We start from the raw sequence: 19,903 nt of genomic DNA, 5'->3' as shown, positions 1-19,903 counted from the left end.
CTGGTGTTGGCGCAGTATTCGCGCACCCCGGTTAATCCGGGGTCATTTTTTTGCAGCGTCTGCCACCCAGGCTTTGAGCACGGCGACATCATTGCGCCACTCCTGCTTCATCTCTTCCACCCATTCGCCGACATTATCCCACCAGGCGGGAAGATCCGGGGACTGGATCTGCTGGCCTAACTGCTGCAGATGGCGCAGGCCGACGGATCCGGCAGCGCCCTTAATTTTGTGCCCCTCTTCGACAATCCCTTTCTGGTCGCGCGCGGTGAGGTTCGACTCCAGCACGCTCAGGTAGCCTGGCATCATCTTCTCAAACACCGCCAGCCCATCGGTAATCAGCTTCGGCCCAACCAGCTCGAGATACTGCTCAAGCATGGCGGTATCCAGCAGAGTTTGCGCTTTTTCGTTGTCTATCGTTGCCACCTGTTCCTCCTCCTCATCTCCGGCGTCCCAAAACTTCTTGATCATCGCCGTTAATGCTGGCACCGCCAGCGGTTTGCTTAAGACATCATCCATGCCGGCATCCAGATACTCCTGCTTATCTTTCAGCACGTTTGCGGTCAGCGCCACCAGCGGCGGCAGTTCTTCGCGCGAATAGCGGCTGGTCAGCGCGCGCGAGATATCCAGCCCGGTCATATCCGGCAACTGAATATCAAGCAGTACCAGGTCATATTCGCCCGGGGCGAACATCTCCAGCGCGGCACCGCCGGTCATCGCCACATCGACGCTGTTGCCGAGTTTCTCCAGCACCGAGCGCGCGACAATCACGTTGAGTTCAATATCTTCTACCAGCAGCACATGCAGCGCCGGTAAGGGCATCTCATCCTCTTCGAAGGCGTCGTCAACCTCTTCCGCCACCGCAGGAGCATGAACGGTCAATGTAAAGAGCGAGCCGTTGCCAGGCTGGCTGCTGACGGTAATATCGCCGCCCATGCTTTTCGCCAGACGGCGTGAAACCGCAAGCCCGATGCCGGTGCCGGTGGCCGGTTTGCCGCCGTGGCTATCTTTTACCTGGTAATACATGGCGAAGATTTTGTCCTGCTCATCGCGCGGAATACCGATCCCGGAGTCCTGGACTTCAAAATGCAGAATCTCACCTTCATCGTAGCGCACGCGCACCGTCACCTGCCCTTCGCGGGTAAATTTCACGGCGTTGCTGATAAGGTTCCAGAGGATCTGCCGCAAACGGGTGCCGTCGGTGATGACCTGGTGCGGCAGCGGCAGCGTCGGCTCGAGTTCGAAACGCAGCCCTTTTTGATGCGCCTGCAGCCCGGAGAGGTTCTCCAGATCCGCCAGGAAACTGGTGAAGTCGAGCGGCTGGTTATCGAGTTGTACTTTGCGCCGCTCCATCTTATCCATGTCGATAATATCGTTGAAGATATTGCCCAGCGTCACCGCAGAGACATGGATGGTTTTGAGGTACTTCTCCTGTTCCGGCGCAAGATCGGTATCCAGCAAAATGCGGCTTAAACCGACAATGCCATTAAGCGGCGTGCGCAGTTCGTGGCTGATGGTAGAGATAAAGGTAGTCTTGTCGCGGCTGGCGCGCTCCAGCGCATCCTGATAGCGCTTACGCTCGGTAATATCGCGCCCGAAGCCCATCAGCCCGTGGCGTTTACCAACGCGGTCATAATAGGGAACTTTGCGGATTTCGAAGCAGGCTTTGCGCCCGTCGGGATAATCCAGCCACTGCTCATAGGTGAGCGAGACGTTGTGACGAAACACTTTCTCGTCGGTCTCAATCACTTTTTGCGCCGCTTCCGGCGAGTAGACATCCTGCGGCTTGAGGTGAATCAGCTGCTTTTCGCTTTTGCCGGTGAGCAGCTCCATAGCGCGGTTGCAGCCAGAAAACTCTTTATCTTCATTGCGATAGAAGACCAGATCGGGGGAAGCATCAAGGAAAGAGCGCAGGAAAGAGGATTGCTGTTCGAGCTGGATCTGCGTCTGCTCACGCTCCTGCATCTCAATCTTCAGCCGCTCAAAGGTTGCCTGTCGTTCCGCCTCGGCTTTTTCGCGATCGCTGATCTCCTGGTTAAGCTGCATGATGTTGTCTTTAAGCTTCACGTTGAGCTTAAGATCGCGCTCGCGCATCTCTTCCAGCTTCTCCACCAGCCGCGATAAGCGCTGGCGTGACTCCTCAAGTTGCTCAACCACTACCGATAAGAAGTAGACCGCCCAGGGGGTGATCAACAGACCAAAGAAGATAGAGCGGATCACGTCAATACGCTCAACCTGCCCCTGCAACACCATCGTGACCGCCATTTGCACCACGATGGCCAGCACCACCAGCGCCAGCGCCAACAGCATGGAAAAGCGCACCAGACCCAGCTTCATCATCAGGTCGACGTAATATTGCGCCAGTAAACGGATTTGCTTCATAGCGTTTTCCTTAAACAAGTCCGCTCAATAATACTCAATTCTGAGCAAGGCGTTGAAGCTTGTGCGAAAAATGCGGCAATAATGTGTGGTTGACCCAGGTTCAGGCGGGCGGCGTCCAGCAGCGACCGAGCGCCGAACCCTGGCCGCCGTGTGCATTAAGGTAGGTGTTGAGTTCGACCATGCCGGTCCAGCGATTTTCGCACCACAGCGGCGCCAGCAGAGTGGGACGACGGGCGCTTGCAGAAACGCGGTGGTAGATTACCTCTGGCGGCGTGTGGCGGATCATCTCGCCAGCAATGACGGTGTACTCTTCAAGCCCGATGGCGTTCAGACGCCCCGCTTCCCAGGCCTTTGCCATAATGCTTCCTTTCACAATATGCAGTGGGTGCAGCTTGATGCCGTCGACGCCGGTTTCGACCACGCGCTCAAGCGTCGCCATGCAATCCGGCAACCGCTCGCCCGGCAGGCCAGCAATCAGATGGGTACAGACCTTCAGGCCGCGCTCCCGGGCGAGCCGCGCGGTATGTTGGTAACAGGCGAAATCGTGGCCGCGATTGATGCGGTGCAGGGTTTTATAGTGCGCGGTTTGTAGCCCCAGCTCCAGCCATACTTCAAAGCCCTGCTGGCGGTATTCGCACAGCAGATCCAGCACCGCATCCGGCACGCAGTCGGGACGCGTTCCGACGCACAACCCAACCATATTGGCCTGACTCAGCGCCTGCTGGTACATCTCGCGCAGCACCTGCACTTCCGCCCAGGTACTGGTATAGGCCTGAAAATAGGCGAGATAGCGCCGGGCGCGGTTAACGCGCTGCGCCTGTTCGGCAAGCTGCAACGCAATTGAACGATACTGCTGCGCCTCATCGGCAAACGAGGCAACGTTACAGAAAGTGCAGCCGCCGCGGCCCAGCGTGCCATCGCGGTTTGGGCAGCTAAAGCCGCCATGCAGGGTCAGCTTATGAACTTTTTCGCCGTAGCGCCGGGCAAGATCCCCACCAAACATATTGACTAATTTCTGTAACTGCATAATCTGAAAGGCCGCCCAAATCAAAGGGCGTAGCCTGCCACTATTAGCTTTCATCGGCGATGACCTGGATCAATCGCCCGGGAAGGCTTTATCCATTGCATAATCAGTCAACATAACCGCTATTTCATTCATCCTCCGCGCGATTACTTTTCCTTATGCTGAAAGGTAAATTTGCAGAAATAGGTCTCTACCTTAAAAACAGTGGGATTATGCGGCGCTAGCCACACAAGCAGGATAATAATCTGCTAATAAAAGTCAGGTCAGAACAGAAGAGCGGAAACAGCGCATTACTATAGTGAGTCAGATCACACTCTCCCCCTGCATTATGCTGCCATAACTGAATGTAAAACTGATTAAACATCCTTTTAAATCAATTAGATGAATGCGTGTTAGCACATTTTTGGATAAATAAGCTCGGCATTTGACCTGTGTGCGGATTCCCGATAAGTTGGAAATCCGCTGGAAGCTTTCTGGATGAGCAGTCTGCTCATCATATTTATGCAGTAATTGAGATTCCCTCTTAAGCAAGTCCTCAACACTTGTGAATCGATGCGAAAAGGAAATGAAGAGGGCGACATACGAGGCCATTGCCCCGTCGCCATGCTCTTTCTGCGCCTGTGCGTAACGATCGGGAGGGCTCTCGCAGAGCCTGGGGAGGTTCACTGATATGTTGTACGATAAATCTCTTGAGAGAGATAACTGTGGTTTCGGCCTGATCGCCCACATAGAAGGCGAACCTAGCCACAAGGTAGTGCGTACCGCTATTCACGCACTGGCCCGCATGCAGCACCGCGGCGCGATCCTTGCCGATGGTAAAACCGGCGACGGTTGCGGCCTGCTGTTGCAAAAACCTGACCGTTTCTTCCGCATCGTCGCCGAAGAGCGCGGCTGGCGCTTAGCTAAAAACTACGCCGTCGGCATGCTGTTCCTCAATCAGGATCCGGAAAAAGCCGCTGCATCGCGTCGTGTTGTAGAAGAAGAACTTCAGCGTGAGACTCTCTCGCTCGTTGGCTGGCGCGATGTGCCGACCAACGAAGGCGTACTCGGTGAAATTGCCCTCTCCTCACTGCCTCGTATTGAGCAAGTTTTCGTTAACGCCCCGGCCGGCTGGCGTCCGCGCGATATGGAGCGCCGTCTCTTTATTGCCCGCCGCCGCATTGAAAAGCGTTTACAGGAGGATAAAGAGTTCTACGTCTGTAGCCTCTCTAACCTCGTTAACATCTATAAAGGTCTCTGTATGCCGGCGGATCTGCCGCGCTTCTATTTAGACCTGGCGGATCTGCGTCTGGAATCGGCCATCTGCCTCTTCCACCAGCGCTTCTCCACCAACACCGTGCCGCGCTGGCCGCTGGCGCAGCCTTTCCGCTACCTGGCGCACAACGGTGAAATCAACACCATTACCGGTAACCGCCAGTGGGCGCGCGCGCGTACCTACAAATTCCAGACGCCGCTGATCCCCGATCTGCATGATGCCGCGCCGTTCGTGAACGAAACCGGCTCTGACTCCAGCTCGATGGATAACATGCTGGAACTGCTGTTAGCGGGCGGGATGGATATCGTGCGCGCCATGCGCTTACTGGTGCCGCCAGCCTGGCAGAATAACCCGGAGATGGATCCGGATCTGCGCAGCTTCTTCGACTTTAACTCCATGCATATGGAGCCATGGGACGGCCCGGCGGGCATCGTCATGTCCGATGGGCGCTTTGCCGCCTGTAACCTCGACCGTAACGGTCTGCGTCCGGCGCGCTACGTCATCACCAAAGATAAGCTCATCACCTGCGCTTCTGAAGTGGGCATCTGGGATTACCAGCCGGATGAAGTAGTCGAGAAAGGCCGCGTTGGGCCGGGCGAGCTGATGGTTATCGATACCCGCGGCGGGCGCATTCTGCACTCCGCCGAGACCGATGACGATCTGAAAAGCCGCCACCCGTATAAAGAGTGGATGGAGAAAAACGTCCGCCGCCTGGTGCCGTTTGAAGATCTCTCCGACGACGAAGTCGGCATCCGCGAGATGGATGACGATCTGCTCACCAGCTACCAGAAACAGTTTAACTACAGCTTTGAAGAGCTGGACTCGGTGATCCGCGTGCTGGGCGAAAACGGCCAGGAAGCGGTCGGCTCGATGGGCGATGATACGCCGTTCGCCGTGCTCTCCAGCCAGCCGCGCATCATTTATGACTACTTCCGTCAGCAGTTTGCGCAGGTGACCAACCCGCCTATCGATCCGCTGCGCGAAGCGCATGTGATGTCGCTGGCGACCAGCATCGGCCGTGAAATGAACGTCTTCTGCGAAGCGGAAGGCCAGGCGCACCGCCTGAGCTTCAAATCGCCGATTCTGCTCTACTCCGATTTCAAACAGCTCACCACCATGACCGAGGAGCACTATCGCGCGGATACGCTCGATATCACCTTCGACGCCACGGCAACGACGCTGGAAGAGACTATTAAAGCGCTGTGCGACAAAGCGGAAGCGATGGTGCAAGCAGGCACCGTTCTGCTGGTACTCTCCGATCGCAATATTGCCAAAAACCGCCTGCCGGTTCCGGCGCCAATGGCAGTTGGTGCGATTCAGGCGCGCCTGGTGGATAAGAACCTGCGCTGTGACGCCAACATCATTGTTGAAACCGCCAGCGCCCGCGATCCGCACCACTTTGCGGTGCTGCTGGGCTTCGGCGCGACGGCGATCTACCCCTACCTGGCGTATGAGACGCTGGCGAAACTTATCGACAGCAAAGCGATTGAGAAGAATTACCGCACGGTGATGCTGAACTACCGCAACGGCATCAACAAAGGGCTGTACAAGATCATGTCCAAAATGGGCATCTCGACTATCGCCTCTTACCGCTGCTCAAAACTGTTTGAAGCGGTTGGCCTGCACGATGATGTCACCGAGCTCTGCTTCCAGGGCGTGGTCAGCCGTATCGGCGGTGCCAGCTTCCCGGACTTCCAGCAGGATCTGTTGAACCTCTCCAAACGTGCCTGGCTGGCGCGCAAACCGCTGGAGCAAGGCGGCTTGCTGAAGTACGTTCACGGCGGCGAATACCACGCTTACAACCCGGACGTGGTGCGCACGCTGCAAAAAGCGGTTGAGAGCGGCGACTACAGCGATTATCAGCAGTACGCAAAGCTGGTTAACGAGCGCCCGGCGGCAACGCTGCGCGACCTGCTGGCCATCATGCCAGGCAGTGACGCGGTAAGCCTTAACGACGTTGAACCGGCGACAGAGCTGTTTAAACGCTTCGATACGGCGGCGATGTCTATCGGCGCGCTCAGCCCGGAAGCACACGAAGCGCTGGCGGAAGCGATGAACAGCCTCGGCGGCTTCTCCAACTCCGGCGAAGGCGGCGAAGATCCGGCGCGCTACGGCACCAACAAAGTGTCGCGCATCAAACAGGTCGCTTCCGGTCGCTTTGGCGTAACCCCGGCCTACCTGGTGAACGCCGATGTTATCCAGATCAAAGTGGCGCAGGGCGCGAAGCCGGGCGAAGGCGGTCAGTTGCCGGGGGATAAAGTGACCCCGTACATCGCCAAATTGCGTTACTCCGTCCCGGGCGTGACGCTGATTTCGCCGCCGCCGCACCACGATATCTACTCGATCGAAGATCTGGCGCAGCTGATTTTCGACCTGAAACAGGTCAACCCGAAGGCGCTGATCTCCGTCAAACTGGTCTCCGAACCGGGTGTTGGCACCATCGCGACCGGCGTGGCGAAAGCCTATGCCGATCTGATCACCATTGCCGGTTACGACGGCGGTACCGGCGCAAGCCCGCTCTCCTCCGTAAAATATGCGGGCTGCCCGTGGGAGCTTGGCCTGGTGGAAACTCAGCAAGCGCTGGTGGCGAACGGTCTGCGTCATAAGATTCGCTTGCAGGTCGATGGCGGCCTGAAAACCGGCCAGGACATTATCAAAGCGGCGATTCTGGGTGCAGAGAGCTTCGGCTTCGGTACCGGCCCGATGGTGGCGCTGGGCTGTAAATACCTGCGTATTTGTCACCTCAACAACTGCGCGACCGGTGTTGCAACCCAGGATGAGAAGCTGCGTAAGAATCACTACCACGGCCTGCCGTTCAAAGTGACCAACTACTTTGAATTTATCGCCCGTGAAACCCGCGAGCTGATGGCGCAGTTAGGCGTGAAACGCCTGGTGGATCTGATTGGCCGCACCGATCTACTGAAAGAGCTTGATGGCTTTACCGCGCGTCAGCAGAAGCTGGATCTCTCCAAACTGCTGGAGACCGCTGAACCGCACGCCGGTAAAGCGCTCTACTGCACCGAGAGCAACCCGCCGTTCGACAATGGCGTGCTCAATGCCCAGCTGTTGCAGCAGGCGAAACCGTTTGTTGATGAGCGCCAGAGCAAAACCTTCTGGTTTGATATCCGCAACACTGACCGCTCCGTGGGCGCGCTGCTCTCGGGTTATATCGCCCAGACCCATGGCGATCAGGGCCTGGCATCGGATCCGATTAAGGCTTACTTCAGCGGTACCGCAGGCCAGAGCTTCGGCGTCTGGAACGCGGGCGGCGTTGAGCTTTACCTCACCGGCGATGCCAACGACTATGTCGGTAAAGGCATGGCGGGCGGGCTGCTGGCGGTACGTCCGCCGGTCGGTTCGGCGTTCCGTAGCCACGAAGCGAGCATTATCGGTAACACCTGTCTGTATGGCGCAACCGGCGGTCGTCTGTACGCCGCAGGCCGCGCGGGCGAGCGTTTCGCCGTGCGTAACTCCGGTGCAATCACCGTGGTTGAAGGCATTGGCGACAACGGCTGTGAATATATGACGGGCGGTATCGTCTGCGTACTCGGTAAAACTGGCGTCAACTTTGGCGCAGGCATGACCGGCGGCTTCGCCTACGTGCTGGATGAAGATGGCGAGTTCCGCAAGCGCGTGAACCCGGAGCTGGTAGAAGTGCTGAGCGTCGACGATCTGGCGATCCACGAAGAGCATCTGCGCGGGTTGATTACCGAGCATGTACAGCACACCGGCTCGCAGCGCGGTGAAGAGATGCTGGCCAACTGGCCGACATTTGCCGCCAAATTTGCCCTGGTTAAGCCGAAGTCCAGCGATGTGAAAGCGCTGTTGGGTCACCGTAGTCGTAGCGCGGCAGAGTTGCGCGTGCAGGCGCAGTAAGGAATTGAGATGAGTCAGAACGTTTACCAATTTATCGACTTACAGCGCGTCGATCCGGCAAAGAAACCGCTGAAGCTGCGTAAGATTGCCTTTGTCGAGATCTACGAGCCCTTCTCGGAAGGGCAAGCGAAAGCGCAGGCTGACCGCTGTCTCGCCTGCGGCAACCCCTACTGCGAGTGGAAGTGCCCGGTTCATAACTACATTCCGAACTGGCTGAAGCTGGCAAATGAGGGGCGTATTTTTGAGGCGGCAGAGCTGTCGCACCAGACCAATACGCTGCCGGAAGTGTGCGGGCGCGTCTGCCCGCAGGATCGCCTGTGTGAAGGTTCCTGTACGCTGAACGATGAGTTTGGCGCGGTGACTATTGGCAATATCGAGCGCTATATCAACGATAAAGCCTTCGAGATGGGCTGGCGTCCCGATTTGACCGGCGTGAAGCAGACCGACAAACGCGTAGCGATTATCGGCGCGGGTCCGGCTGGTCTGGCGTGTGCCGATGTGCTGACCCGTAACGGCGTGAAAGCGGTGGTCTATGACCGTCATCCGGAGATTGGCGGCCTGCTGACCTTTGGTATTCCGGCCTTCAAGCTGGAAAAAGAGGTGATGACGCGTCGCCGTGAGATCTTTACCGGCATGGGTATTGAGTTCCAGCTCAACACCGAAGTGGGTCGCGATGTGCAGATTGACGATCTGCTGAAAGAGTACGATGCCGTGTTCCTGGGCGTCGGCACCTATCAGTCGATGCGTGGCGGTCTCGAGAATGAAGATGCGCAGGGCGTGTTTGATGCGCTGCCGTTCCTGATTGCTAACACCAAGCAGATCATGGGCTATGGCGAAACGCCGTCAGAACCCTATATCAGTATGGAAGGCAAACGCGTCGTAGTGCTGGGCGGGGGCGATACCGCGATGGACTGCGTGCGTACCTCGGTGCGCCAGGGTGCAACTCACGTAATCTGCGCCTATCGTCGTGACGAAGAGAACATGCCTGGCTCACGTCGCGAAGTGAAAAACGCGCGTGAAGAGGGCGTTGAGTTCCAGTTCAACGTGCAGCCGCTGGGGATTGAAGTGAATGCCAACGGTAAAGTGAGCGGCGTGAAGATGGCGCGCACCGAAATGGGCGCACCGGATGAGAAAGGCCGTCGCCGCGCCGAGATCGTTGCTGGCTCCGAGCACGTTGTTCCGGCTGATGCGGTGGTAATGGCGTTTGGTTTCCGCCCGCACAGCATGGAGTGGCTGGCGAAGCACAGCGTTGAGCTCGATTCGCAGGGCCGCGTGATTGCCCCGGAAGGGAGCGATAACGCGTTCCAGACCAGCAACCCGAAAATCTTCGCCGGTGGCGATATCGTTCGCGGTTCCGACCTGGTGGTGACAGCGATTGCCGAAGGGCGTAAAGCCGCAGACGGCATCCTCAACTATCTCGAAGTGTGATCTTGCGACGACGATAAAAAAAGGAGGCTGCGGCCTCCTTTTTCATATTCTGCGGGCAATAAAAAAGCAGAACCGGGGTTCTGCTTTTCTCAGGTTATTTCACCACACGCAGTGATGGACGCCCACCGCGCGGCGGCGGATCGTCGTCCGGATCGTTATCCTGATCCACTGCATGATCGGGTTTATCACCGTCGATAACCGACATCACCGTCTCGTTCTCCTGCTCGGGCATCTCACCATCATCGTTGAGACTAACGAGCTCTTCGTCGTAGGCGGTTTCTGGCTCAAACATGGTGCCGGCACCGTTTTCACGGGCATAGACGGCCAGTACGGCAGCCATCGGCACTTCCACCTGGCGCGGCACACCGCCGAAACGCGCGTTGAAGCGCACTTCGTCGTTGCCCAGCTCCAGGTTGCCCACCGCACGCGGTGCGATGTTTAACACGATCTGGCCGTCACGCGCATACTCCATCGGCACGCGTACGCCCGGCAACGTCACATCAACAACCAGATGCGGCGTCAGCTGGTTATCCAGCAGCCATTCGTAAAAGGCCCGTAGCAAATACGGGCGGCGTGGAGACAGTTGCGACAAATCCATGATTAACCCCGACCAAGGCGCATTTCGCGCTCGGCTTCTGTCAGAGAGGCAAGGAATGAATCACGTTCGAAGACGCGGGTCATGTACCCTTTCAGCTCTTTCGCGCCTGTGCCGCTCAGCTCGATGCCCAGTACCGGCAGACGCCACAGCAGCGGCGCGAGGTAGCAGTCAACCAGGCTGAATTCGTCATTCAGGAAGTAAGGCTTCTGGGTAAACAGCGGGCCAATCGCCAGCAGCTCTTCACGCAGCTGTTTACGGGCGGCATCGGCCTGCGCACCGCTGTTGTTCTCGATGACGTTCATCAGCGAGTACCAGTCTTTCTCGATGCGGTGCATGTAGAGACGGCTTTCACCGCGCGCCACCGGATAAACCGGCATTAATGGCGGGTGCGGAAAACGCTCGTCCAGATATTCCATAATGATGCGTGATTCCCACAGGGTGAGTTCACGATCTACAAGTGTCGGTACGCTTTGACTCGGGTTGAGGTCAATCAGATCCTGAGGAGGATTATCCTTTTCCACGTGCTCAATTTCAAAGCTGACACCCTTCTCGGCCAGCACGATGCGGACCTGATGACTATAGATGTCCACAGGACCAGAAAACAGCGTCATTACCGAACGTTTGTTGGCAGCGACAGCCATGAAAACCTCCAGGTATATTCAGAAATACTGCTACCGGACTAACTCGACCGGTCAGATGTTAGTTAGCTACCCGCGCGTACTGTCTCTCTTGTTCAAAAAACAAACAAAAAACGAACAATCCCAGCCATTTGGGCAGAAAATTGGATGATAGTTTACCAGATTTTGCGCGCTTTGTGGTGAGGGGATTCCGGAAATGCTGAAAAAGAGGAGATAAGCGACTGATTGCTGTGGATAATACAATTTTTATCCATAAAAAAACCCGGCTTGCACCGGGTTTTTCGCCAATCGTTCTGCCGAAGCAGAAGACAATTAACGTTTGGAGAACTGCGGACGACGACGTGCTTTACGCAGACCGACTTTCTTACGTTCAACCTGACGAGCGTCACGAGTAACGAAGCCAGCTTTACGCAGTTCAGCGCGCAGGGACTCGTCGTACTCCATCAGAGCGCGGGTGATACCGTGACGGATCGCACCAGCCTGACCGGAGATACCACCACCTTTAACGGTGATGTACAGGTCCAATTTCTCAACCATGTCGACCAGTTCCAGCGGCTGACGAACTACCATGCGGGCAGTTTCACGACCAAAGTACTGTTCCAGCGAACGCTGGTTGATTACGATTTTACCGTTGCCCGGTTTGATAAACACGCGAGCGGCGGAGCTTTTGCGGCGACCAGTGCCGTAGTATTGATTTTCAGCCATTGCCTATAATCCCGATTAGATGTCAAGAACTTGCGGTTGCTGTGCCGCGTGGTTGTGCTCGTTGCCAGCGTAAACTTTCAGTTTACGGTACATAGCACGACCCAGCGGGCCTTTTGGCAGCATGCCTTTAACCGCGATTTCAATCACACGCTCAGGACGGCGGGCAATCATCTCTTCAAAGGTCGCTTGTTTGATACCACCGATGTGGCCAGTGTGGTGGTAATACACTTTGTCTTCACGCTTGTTGCCGGTTACAGCAACTTTCTCAGCGTTCAGAACGATGATGTAATCACCAGTATCAACGTGCGGAGTGTATTCCGCTTTGTGCTTACCGCGCAGGCGACGAGCCAGTTCGGTAGCCAGACGACCCAGAGTTTTACCGGTCGCGTCAACAACATACCAGTCGCGTTTTACGGTTTCTGGTTTAGCTGTAAAAGTTTTCATTAAAAGCTTACCCAAATAATTAGTTTCACGTTGGTGAACACCCAAACGTTTGTCAGTTGAGGTTCACACGACAAAGTCCGGCAAACCTACCCCTTCGAATAGCCTATGCCGGCGCATAGAAAGTTTTGGGGAAAAAAAACTTTCCCGTAACGTGGGGTCGCAGGATTATAGAGAAGTCGGGGTCAAAGATCGACCCCTTTTCGTCTTTTGCTGTTGGATTTCTGCGCCAGATGGCAATGAAAAAAGGATCACGGCATATGCTCGCGTTTCAGATACTCCTCGCTCTGCATCTCCTGCAGGCGCGATAAACAGCGCTGAAACTCAAACTTCACCCGCTCGCCCTGATAAATCTCATGCATGGGCGCGGCGGCACTCACCACCAGCTTCACGTGGCGCTCATAAAATTCATCCACCAGCGCAATAAAGCGGCGCGCTTCGTTCTCCATCAGCTTCGTCATCACCGGCACCTCAAACAGCATCACGGTGTGGAAAAGGCGCGACAGCGCGATGTAATCATGCTGGCTGCGCGCATCAACACATAATGTGGCGAAGGAGACGGCTAAGGTTTGATTCTCCACGCCAAGCGTCGCCAGCGGCCGGTGGTTAATCTCCAGCTCCGGCGCATGGCTGCGCGGTGCGCCCGCCAGCGCCAGCCACAGTTTATCCATTTGCTGCGCGGTCTCTTCACCAAGCGGTGACAGCCACAGATGGGCCTGGGTCAGCGTGCGTAAGCGGTAATCGATGCCGGCGTCGACATTCATTACATCGCAAAACTGTTTGATCGCCTCAATGGCGGGCAGAAAACGGGCGCGCTGTAAGCCATTGCGATAGAGCTCGTCCGGGGGAATGTTCGATGTCGCCACCAGCGTGATGCCGCGCGCGAAAAGTGCCTTCATTAATCCGCCAAGCAGCATCGCATCGGTGATATCAGAAACGAAAAATTCGTCAAAACAGAGCACGTCGGTTTGCGCCTTAAAACGGTCGGCGACAATCTCCAGCGGATCGCTCTGTCCTTGCAGCGTGGTTAACTCTTCATGCACACGCAGCATAAAGCGGTGAAAGTGCAGACGCTGTTTACGCTCGCCCGGCAGGCTGTGGTAGAAGAGATCCATCAGCCAGGTTTTGCCTCGACCGACGCCGCCCCACATATAGAGGCCGCGTACCGGCTCGCGCGACGTAGTGTCGCGTTTGCCCAGCAGCTTGCTGAATTTCGCCATCAGACCTCCGCTCTGCTGCGTGGGCTCCTGTTCGGCAATCAACTGTTGATAGATCGTATCCAGTCGGGTGACAGCTTCTTTTTGCACATCGTCCGGCTGATGGCTACCCTCTTTCAGGGCAGTAAGATATCGCGATGTCGGGGAAAGGCTTTGCATGGTGTTATTGTTGTTCCTTGAAAATCGATCCGCCCCCACAGGGTTGACGAAAAAAAAGCCGCTCTACACTACGCGATGCAGCGTCAGGATTCCACTTCTGCACCTTTAGCGGTTATAGTGGCACTCTCCGGCGCAGGCAAGAAGCTTGCAGCCCACCCCCTACGGAATCGAACAACAATGGGAGAAGTCATGACCTGGGAATACGCGCTAATTGGGTTAGTTGTCGGCATTATTATTGGTGCCGTGGGCATGCGTTTCGGAAACCGGAAATTGCGTCAACAGCAGGCCTTGCAGTATGAACTGGAAAAAAACAAAGCAGAACTGGAAGAGTACCGCGAAGAGCTGGTGAGCCACTTTGCCCGCAGCGCTGAACTCCTCGACAACATGGCGGACGACTATCGTCAGCTCTATCAACATATGGCGAAGAGCTCCTCCAGCCTGCTGCCGGAAATGTCCGCGGAAGAGAATCCGTTCCGCAACCGTCTGTCAGAGTCTGAAGCGAACAACGATCAGGCCCCGGTACAGATCCCGCGTGACTACTCTGAAGGCGCATCGGGCCTGCTGCGCGGTCGCGCCAATCGCAAATAAGGCTTCTCACCCTCCTTATTTATACGGGCGCGTCCCCCGCGCCCGTCGCAACTTCCCCATTCCAGCTATTATTTAGTCATTCTTCGCATTGTTACCCGGTTGAAATTTCAATAACATCACTCTGTTTTGGGCATCTATCCTTCCACTTCAGGTTACTGAGAGCCAGCATCGATGAAGAAACAAACCCAGCTGTTGAGTGCAATCGCGTTAAGTGTCGGCTTATCTCTCTCGGCACCGTTGGCAACGGCGGCGATGCCGTCACAGGTGCCTGGCCAGGGGACGTTACCCAGTCTTGCGCCGGTTCTAGAGAAAGTGCTTCCCGCCGTGGTCAGCGTGCAGGTTGAAGGCACGGCGGTACAGGGCCAGAAGGTGCCGGAAGAGCTAAAAAAATTCTTCGGTGATGAGGCGCCTGACCAGCCGCAACAGCCGCAGCCGTTTGAAGGGCTGGGTTCCGGGGTAATTATTGATGCCGCCAAGGGCTACGTCCTGACCAATAATCACGTCATCAACCAGGCGCAAAAAATCAGCGTGCAGCTTAATGATGGCCGTGAATTCGACGCCAAACTGATCGGCGGCGATGACCAGAGCGACATCGCGCTAATACAGCTGCAAAACCCCAGTAACCTGACGCAAATCGCCATTGCCGACTCCGATAAGCTGCGCGTCGGTGATTTTGTCGTCGCGGTCGGCAACCCGTTTGGCCTCGGGCAGACCGCAACGTCCGGGATTGTCTCAGCGCTCGGTCGCAGCGGACTTAACCTCGAAGGGCTGGAGAATTTTATCCAGACCGATGCTTCGATTAACCGCGGCAACTCCGGCGGCGCGCTGCTCAATCTCAACGGTGAGCTGATCGGCATTAATACCGCCATTCTCGCCCCCGGCGGCGGCAGCGTCGGCATCGGCTTTGCTATTCCCAGCAATATGGCGCAAACCCTCTCCCACCAGCTAATTCAGTTTGGTGAGATTAAGCGCGGCCTGCTCGGTATTAAGGGCACGGAGATGAGCGCGGATATCGCCAAAGCCTTTAACCTGAATGTGCAGCGCGGGGCGTTTGTCAGCGAAGTGCTGCCCAACTCCGGCTCGGCAAAAGCGGGAATTAAATCCGGGGATGTGATTGTCAGCCTTAATGGTAAAGCCCTGAACAGCTTCGCGGAGCTGCGCTCGCGCATCGCCACGACTGAACCGGGCGCGAAAGTGAAGCTTGGGCTGCTGCGCGACGGTAAACCGCTCGACGTTGAAGTGACGCTGGATAAGAGCACCTCCGCTTCCGCCAGCGCAGAGCTGATTTCCCCGGCATTGCAGGGCGCAGAGTTGAGCGACGGGCAGTTGAAGGATGGCACCAAAGGCATCCGGGTCGGTGAAGTTGAGAAAGGCAGCTCGGCGGCGCAGGCGGGTCTGCATAAAGATGATGTGATCATCGGCGTTAACCGCACGCGCGTGCAGTCCATCGCCGAGATGCGCAAAGTGCTGGAGACCAAACCGTCGATAATGGCGCTGCACATTGTGCGGGGTAACGACAGCATCTATCTGCTGCTGCGTTAACCCTTTCCTCGTCCGGGCATCACCGCTGCGTGTGATGTCCGGATAACTCATGGTATGCTGCTGCGGTCCTTCTTTTAACGACTATCCCATCATGTATGTGAAGCTTTTACGTTCGATTGCAATCGGTGTTGTCGTCGGTGGCCTGATTATCGCCGCCATGCCGTCGCTACGTCAGAATAACCCGCTCGCGACGCATCAGTTAGACAGCGCCGATGAGACGCCTGCGTCCTATAATTCAGCCGTGCGCCGCGCCGCGCCCGCAGTGGTCAACGTCTATAACCGTAGCCTGAACAGCTCCACGCACGATCGCCTCGAAATCCGCACCCTCGGCTCCGGCGTTATCATGGATCAGCGCGGCTATATCATCACCAACAAGCATGTGATCAACGATGCGGACCAGATTATCGTTGCCCTGCAGGATGGACGCGTCTTTGAAGCCTTACTGGTTGGCTCAGATAGCCTGACAGATCTGGCGGTGCTGAAGGTGAACGCTAACTCCGGGCTGCCGGTGATCCCGATCAATGCCAAGCGTACGCCGCATATTGGCGATGTGGTGCTGGCGATCGGCAACCCCTATAACCTCGGGCAGACCATCACCCAGGGGATTATCAGCGCCACCGGGCGTATCGGCCTTAATCCCAGCGGTCGACAAAACTTCCTGCAAACCGATGCCTCCATTAACCACGGCAACTCCGGCGGCGCGCTGGTCAATTCGCTGGGCGAGTTAATGGGTATCAATACCCTGTCGTTTGATAAGAGTAACGACGGCGAGACGCCGGAGGGGATTGGTTTCGCCATTCCGTTCCAGCTGGCCACCAAGATTATGGATAAGCTTATCCGCGACGGGCGGGTGATCCGTGGCTATATCGGTATCGGCGGGCGCGAGATTGCCCCGCTGCACGCTCAGGGCACCGGTATCGATCCGATTCAGGGCATTGTGGTTAATGAAGTATCGCCAGACGGCCCGGCGGCGCGCGCAGGTATTCAGGTCAATGACGTGATCACCTCGGTGAACGGCAAACCGGCGGTATCCGCGCTGGAGACCATGGACCAGGTAGCAGAGATCCGCCCTGGCTCAGAGATTCCGGTTGAAGTGATGCGCGACGACAAAAAGCTGACGCTGCACGTCACGATTCAGGAGTACCCGGCCACCAACTGACGGCCATAAAAAAACCGGAGCACAGGCTCCGGTTTCTCATTTCAGCCGCGCTTAGCGGTTGACGAAGTCGACACCAAGTTCGATATCTTTTTTCAGCGTATCCAGCATGCCTTCCAGCGACTGCTGTTCAAACGCGCTGAGCTGGCCAATCGCCTTGCGCTCTTCTACGCCGTTTTTGCCCAGCAGCAGCGGCTGTGAGAAGAAACGCGCATGTTCGCCATCGCCTTCAACATAGGCGCACTCAACGATGCCGCTCTCGCCCTGCAAGGCGCGAACCAGCGACAGACCAAAGCGTGCAGCCGCCTGGCCCATGGAGAGGGTTGCAGAACCGCCACCCGCCTTCGCTTCCACCACTTCGGTGCCCGCGTTCTGAATACGTTTGGTCAGGTCGGCAACTTCCTGCTCACTGAAGGTCACGCCCGGGATCTGCGACAGCAGCGGCAGGATCGTCACGCCAGAGTGCCCGCCAATTACCGGCACTTCGATCTCGGCAGGTTTTTTACCTTTCAGCTCAGCAACAAAAGTATTGGAGCGAATGATGTCCAGCGTGGTCACGCCAAACAGTTTGTTCTTGTCATAGACACCCGCTTTTTTCAGCACTTCAGCCGCAATCGCGACGGTGGTGTTGACCGGGTTGGTAATGATACCGATACAGGCTTTCGGCGCGGTTTTTGCCACCTGCGCCACCAGGTTTTTCACGATACCGGCATTCACGTTAAACAGGTCGGAGCGATCCATACCCGGCTTACGCGCAACCCCTGCGGAGATCAGCACCACGTCGGCACCTTCCAGCGCTGGCGTCGCATCTTCACCGGAGAAGCCTTTAATGTTTACATCGGTCGGGATATGGCTGAGGTCTACAGCGACACCGGGAGTGACAGGTGCGATGTCGTAGAGGGAGAGTTCTGAACCTGAAGGCAGTTGTGTTTTCAGTAGTAGGGCAAGCGCCTGGCCGATACCGCCGGCCGCGCCGAGGACTGCGACTTTCATCCTAAACTCCTTATTATGGTTAGCTAAATATATTGTTACTCCGCTGCGGCGACCTTAATTCACCCTGCTAATTATGACAATAAGTGCGCCAAAATAACGCGGCACAGCCCACTGTAGCGATTTTATAAAAGGGTTAAATACGACCGTCAGATCGGCAAGCTAAGCAACTAACTTAACGAGTTTATAATATAGCTGTAGAATTCACCAAAATAACATCATATTTATAACATTTAATTTACTTTTTACTCTTATTTGCGACGTAAGCCACATGCTGATGTCCTTAACGAAAGAATTTGCTAAACTTCGCGCCCTTCCCCATAACTTTTCAGCATATTTATCTGCACAATGTTTGCATAAAAATTCATTAATATGCATAATAATGTTATTTTCACAGCCATATTACGGGTGACTTATGCGAAGCTCGGCTAAACAAGAAGAATTAGTGAAGGCGTTTAAAGCGCTTTTAAAAGAAGAGAAATTCAGTTCCCAGGGTGAAATTGTCCAGGCCTTACAAGAAGAGGGCTTCGACAATATCAACCAGTCTAAAGTCTCACGCATGCTGACCAAGTTCGGCGCGGTGCGCACGCGTAACGCGAAGATGGAGATGGTCTACTGCCTGCCGATCGAGATGGGCGTGCCGACGACCTCCAGCCCGCTAAAGAATCTCGTGCTGGACATCGACTACAACGACGCGGTGGTGGTCATCCACACCAGCCCGGGTGCCGCACAGCTGATTGCGCGTCTGCTCGACTCGCTGGGTAAAGCGGAAGGGATCCTCGGCACCATTGCCGGTGACGACACCATCTTCACCACCCCAGCCCGCGGCTTTACCGTTAAAGATCTCTACGAAGCGATCCTCGTCCTCTTCGAACAAGAGCTGTAACCGCGCATTCCCCTCGGTTCCCGCTGAGGGGGAATGTTCGGCGTTTTTCCCCTTCCAGGCGACTTTCCACCTCATTTCATTTAACAAATAGTGCGATTTTTCGTTTCATTACCCTGCCGCAGCCGATAGCACCGCACAAAAAATCAAAGCAATCTATCTCGCTGATTTTATTAATCCTCGTTAACTAATTCTTCGCCTTAAGCAAAATTTTTATGCCGACAGGTTATAAAAACCGCCATGCGTTATATGTATTCGGCGTAGTTATAATTAGCTTGGTATTAATTATTCGCGTGATTAGTGTATACTTGATTTCGTGATGGGGGTCACAAAACGAGCCCCTGGAAAAATTCAAAGAAAAGAATACGACGAGGTAAGCATTATGAATATCAAATCATCTATCGCAACTATGGGTATCCTCTCAGCACTCTCATTCGGCGCCTTTGCCGCTGACATGATCAATGCAGACCAGGCGCAAGACCGCCAGTCTCTGGGTACCGTCTCCGTCGGTGCCATCGCCTCTTCACCGATGGACATGAACGCGCAGCTGAGCAAAAAAGCGGAAGAGCAGGGTGCATCCTCCTACCGCATCATTGAAGCGCACAGCGGTGACCGCTGGCACGCGACGGCAGAACTCTACAAATAAGTTTTACCCCAAACCCTATGAATTAATCGCTCAACGGCACCAGGCATAAGAAAAGACGTTTAACCCTTCTCGCCGTTGAGTCTCTCTTCAGGAGAAAACAGTATGAAACGCAATCTGATTATCGCATCCCTTGGCCTTGCTTCCCTGATCTCGTTCGGCGCAGGTGCCGCAACGCTGGTTAACAGCGATCAGGCCAGCAACCTGCAATCCGTAGGTACCGTCTCTGTTTCACAGATTGCCGGTGTACCGATGGATATCCGTCAGGAACTCTCTGCGAAAGCCGACCAGGCTGGCGCAAGCAGCTACCGCATTATTGAAGCCCGCACCGGTTCTCATACCCACGTGACGGCTGAACTGTACAAATAAACCCTCGTCGTC

16 protein-coding genes are annotated in these 19,903 nt (G+C 55.7%); 8 read left to right on the top strand and 8 right to left on the bottom strand.

The genetic code is table 11. From position 1 onward, the window contains the following. Positions 1 to 42: 42 nt before the first annotated feature. A complete protein-coding gene (arcB, locus tag EH164_RS02360) occupies positions 43 to 2,379 on the bottom strand; it encodes an aerobic respiration two-component sensor histidine kinase ArcB (protein ID WP_124967175.1) in 2,337 nt (778 codons plus the stop codon). Between the two features lie 100 nt (positions 2,380 to 2,479). Beyond that, positions 2,480 to 3,406, bottom strand: a complete 927-nt coding sequence (locus EH164_RS02355; RefSeq protein ID WP_124967174.1) for a TIGR01212 family radical SAM protein — start codon at positions 3,404 to 3,406, stop codon at positions 2,480 to 2,482. Positions 3,407 to 4,073: 667 nt separating this feature from the next. On the opposite strand from EH164_RS02355, the gene gltB reads away from it, so the two are divergent. Then, positions 4,074 to 8,534: a glutamate synthase large subunit gene (gene gltB / locus EH164_RS02350; RefSeq protein WP_124967173.1), complete on the top strand. Its 4,461-nt coding sequence runs from the start codon at positions 4,074 to 4,076 to the stop codon at positions 8,532 to 8,534. A gap of 9 nt (positions 8,535 to 8,543) precedes the next feature. Further along, positions 8,544 to 9,962 (top strand): glutamate synthase small subunit, encoded by a 1,419-nt coding sequence (locus EH164_RS02345; protein ID WP_124967172.1) that lies wholly within the window; start codon positions 8,544 to 8,546, stop codon positions 9,960 to 9,962. A 94-nt stretch (positions 9,963 to 10,056) separates the two neighbouring features. Here EH164_RS02345 and sspB read toward each other — a convergent pair whose 3' ends face one another. The 5 genes from sspB to zapE form a co-directional block, all read right to left on the bottom strand. Continuing rightward, on the bottom strand, positions 10,057 to 10,560 hold the full coding sequence (sspB, locus tag EH164_RS02340; protein ID WP_023481029.1) for a ClpXP protease specificity-enhancing factor: 504 nt from the start codon (positions 10,558 to 10,560) through the stop codon (positions 10,057 to 10,059). A 2-nt stretch (positions 10,561 to 10,562) separates the two neighbouring features. Further along, on the bottom strand, positions 10,563 to 11,201 hold the full coding sequence (sspA, locus tag EH164_RS02335) for a stringent starvation protein SspA (protein ID WP_023480809.1): 639 nt from the start codon (positions 11,199 to 11,201) through the stop codon (positions 10,563 to 10,565). Positions 11,202 to 11,510: 309 nt separating this feature from the next. Next, positions 11,511 to 11,903: a 30S ribosomal protein S9 gene (rpsI, locus tag EH164_RS02325; RefSeq protein WP_023480836.1), complete on the bottom strand. Its 393-nt coding sequence runs from the start codon at positions 11,901 to 11,903 to the stop codon at positions 11,511 to 11,513. Positions 11,904 to 11,918: 15 nt separating this feature from the next. Continuing rightward, complete coding sequence (gene rplM / locus EH164_RS02320; RefSeq protein ID WP_023480976.1) at positions 11,919 to 12,347, bottom strand: 50S ribosomal protein L13; 429 nt, start codon at positions 12,345 to 12,347, stop codon at positions 11,919 to 11,921. A gap of 248 nt (positions 12,348 to 12,595) precedes the next feature. Beyond that, the gene (gene zapE, locus EH164_RS02315) at positions 12,596 to 13,720 is read right to left on the bottom strand and encodes a cell division protein ZapE (RefSeq protein WP_124967171.1); all 1,125 of its coding nucleotides are present in this window, start codon (positions 13,718 to 13,720) and stop codon (positions 12,596 to 12,598) included. A gap of 189 nt (positions 13,721 to 13,909) precedes the next feature. On the opposite strand from zapE, the gene zapG reads away from it, so the two are divergent. The 3 genes from zapG (at position 13,910) to degS (ending at position 17,009) form a co-directional block, all read left to right on the top strand. Beyond that, positions 13,910 to 14,308 (top strand): Z-ring associated protein ZapG, encoded by a 399-nt coding sequence (zapG, locus tag EH164_RS02310; protein ID WP_023480758.1) that lies wholly within the window; start codon positions 13,910 to 13,912, stop codon positions 14,306 to 14,308. Between the two features lie 171 nt (positions 14,309 to 14,479). Then, positions 14,480 to 15,850: a serine endoprotease DegQ gene (degQ, locus tag EH164_RS02305; RefSeq protein WP_124967170.1), complete on the top strand. Its 1,371-nt coding sequence runs from the start codon at positions 14,480 to 14,482 to the stop codon at positions 15,848 to 15,850. 91 nt (positions 15,851 to 15,941) lie between these two features. Next, positions 15,942 to 17,009, top strand: a complete 1,068-nt coding sequence (gene degS, locus EH164_RS02300) for an outer membrane-stress sensor serine endopeptidase DegS (RefSeq protein ID WP_124967169.1) — start codon at positions 15,942 to 15,944, stop codon at positions 17,007 to 17,009. 51 nt (positions 17,010 to 17,060) lie between these two features. Here the strand turns inward: degS and mdh are convergent, their stop codons facing one another. Then, positions 17,061 to 17,999, bottom strand: a complete 939-nt coding sequence (gene mdh / locus EH164_RS02295; protein ID WP_042715833.1) for a malate dehydrogenase — start codon at positions 17,997 to 17,999, stop codon at positions 17,061 to 17,063. A gap of 412 nt (positions 18,000 to 18,411) precedes the next feature. Here mdh and argR point away from each other — a divergent pair, with 412 nt between their 5' ends. The 3 genes from argR (at position 18,412) to yhcN (EH164_RS02280) (ending at position 19,891) form a co-directional block, all read left to right on the top strand. After that, positions 18,412 to 18,882, top strand: a complete 471-nt coding sequence (argR, locus tag EH164_RS02290) for a transcriptional regulator ArgR (RefSeq protein WP_023480960.1) — start codon at positions 18,412 to 18,414, stop codon at positions 18,880 to 18,882. Positions 18,883 to 19,261: 379 nt separating this feature from the next. Continuing rightward, complete coding sequence (gene yhcN / locus EH164_RS02285) at positions 19,262 to 19,525, top strand: peroxide/acid stress response protein YhcN (protein WP_023480826.1); 264 nt, start codon at positions 19,262 to 19,264, stop codon at positions 19,523 to 19,525. Positions 19,526 to 19,627: 102 nt separating this feature from the next. Continuing rightward, positions 19,628 to 19,891 (top strand): peroxide/acid stress response protein YhcN, encoded by a 264-nt coding sequence (gene yhcN / locus EH164_RS02280; RefSeq protein ID WP_124967168.1) that lies wholly within the window; start codon positions 19,628 to 19,630, stop codon positions 19,889 to 19,891. Positions 19,892 to 19,903 lie beyond the last annotated feature (12 nt).

It is taken from the genome of Kosakonia sp. CCTCC M2018092 (genome assembly GCF_003864115.1).
Lineage (GTDB): Bacteria > Pseudomonadota > Gammaproteobacteria > Enterobacterales > Enterobacteriaceae > Kosakonia > Kosakonia cowanii.
This window is presented reverse-complemented; position numbering and strand designations above follow the sequence as displayed.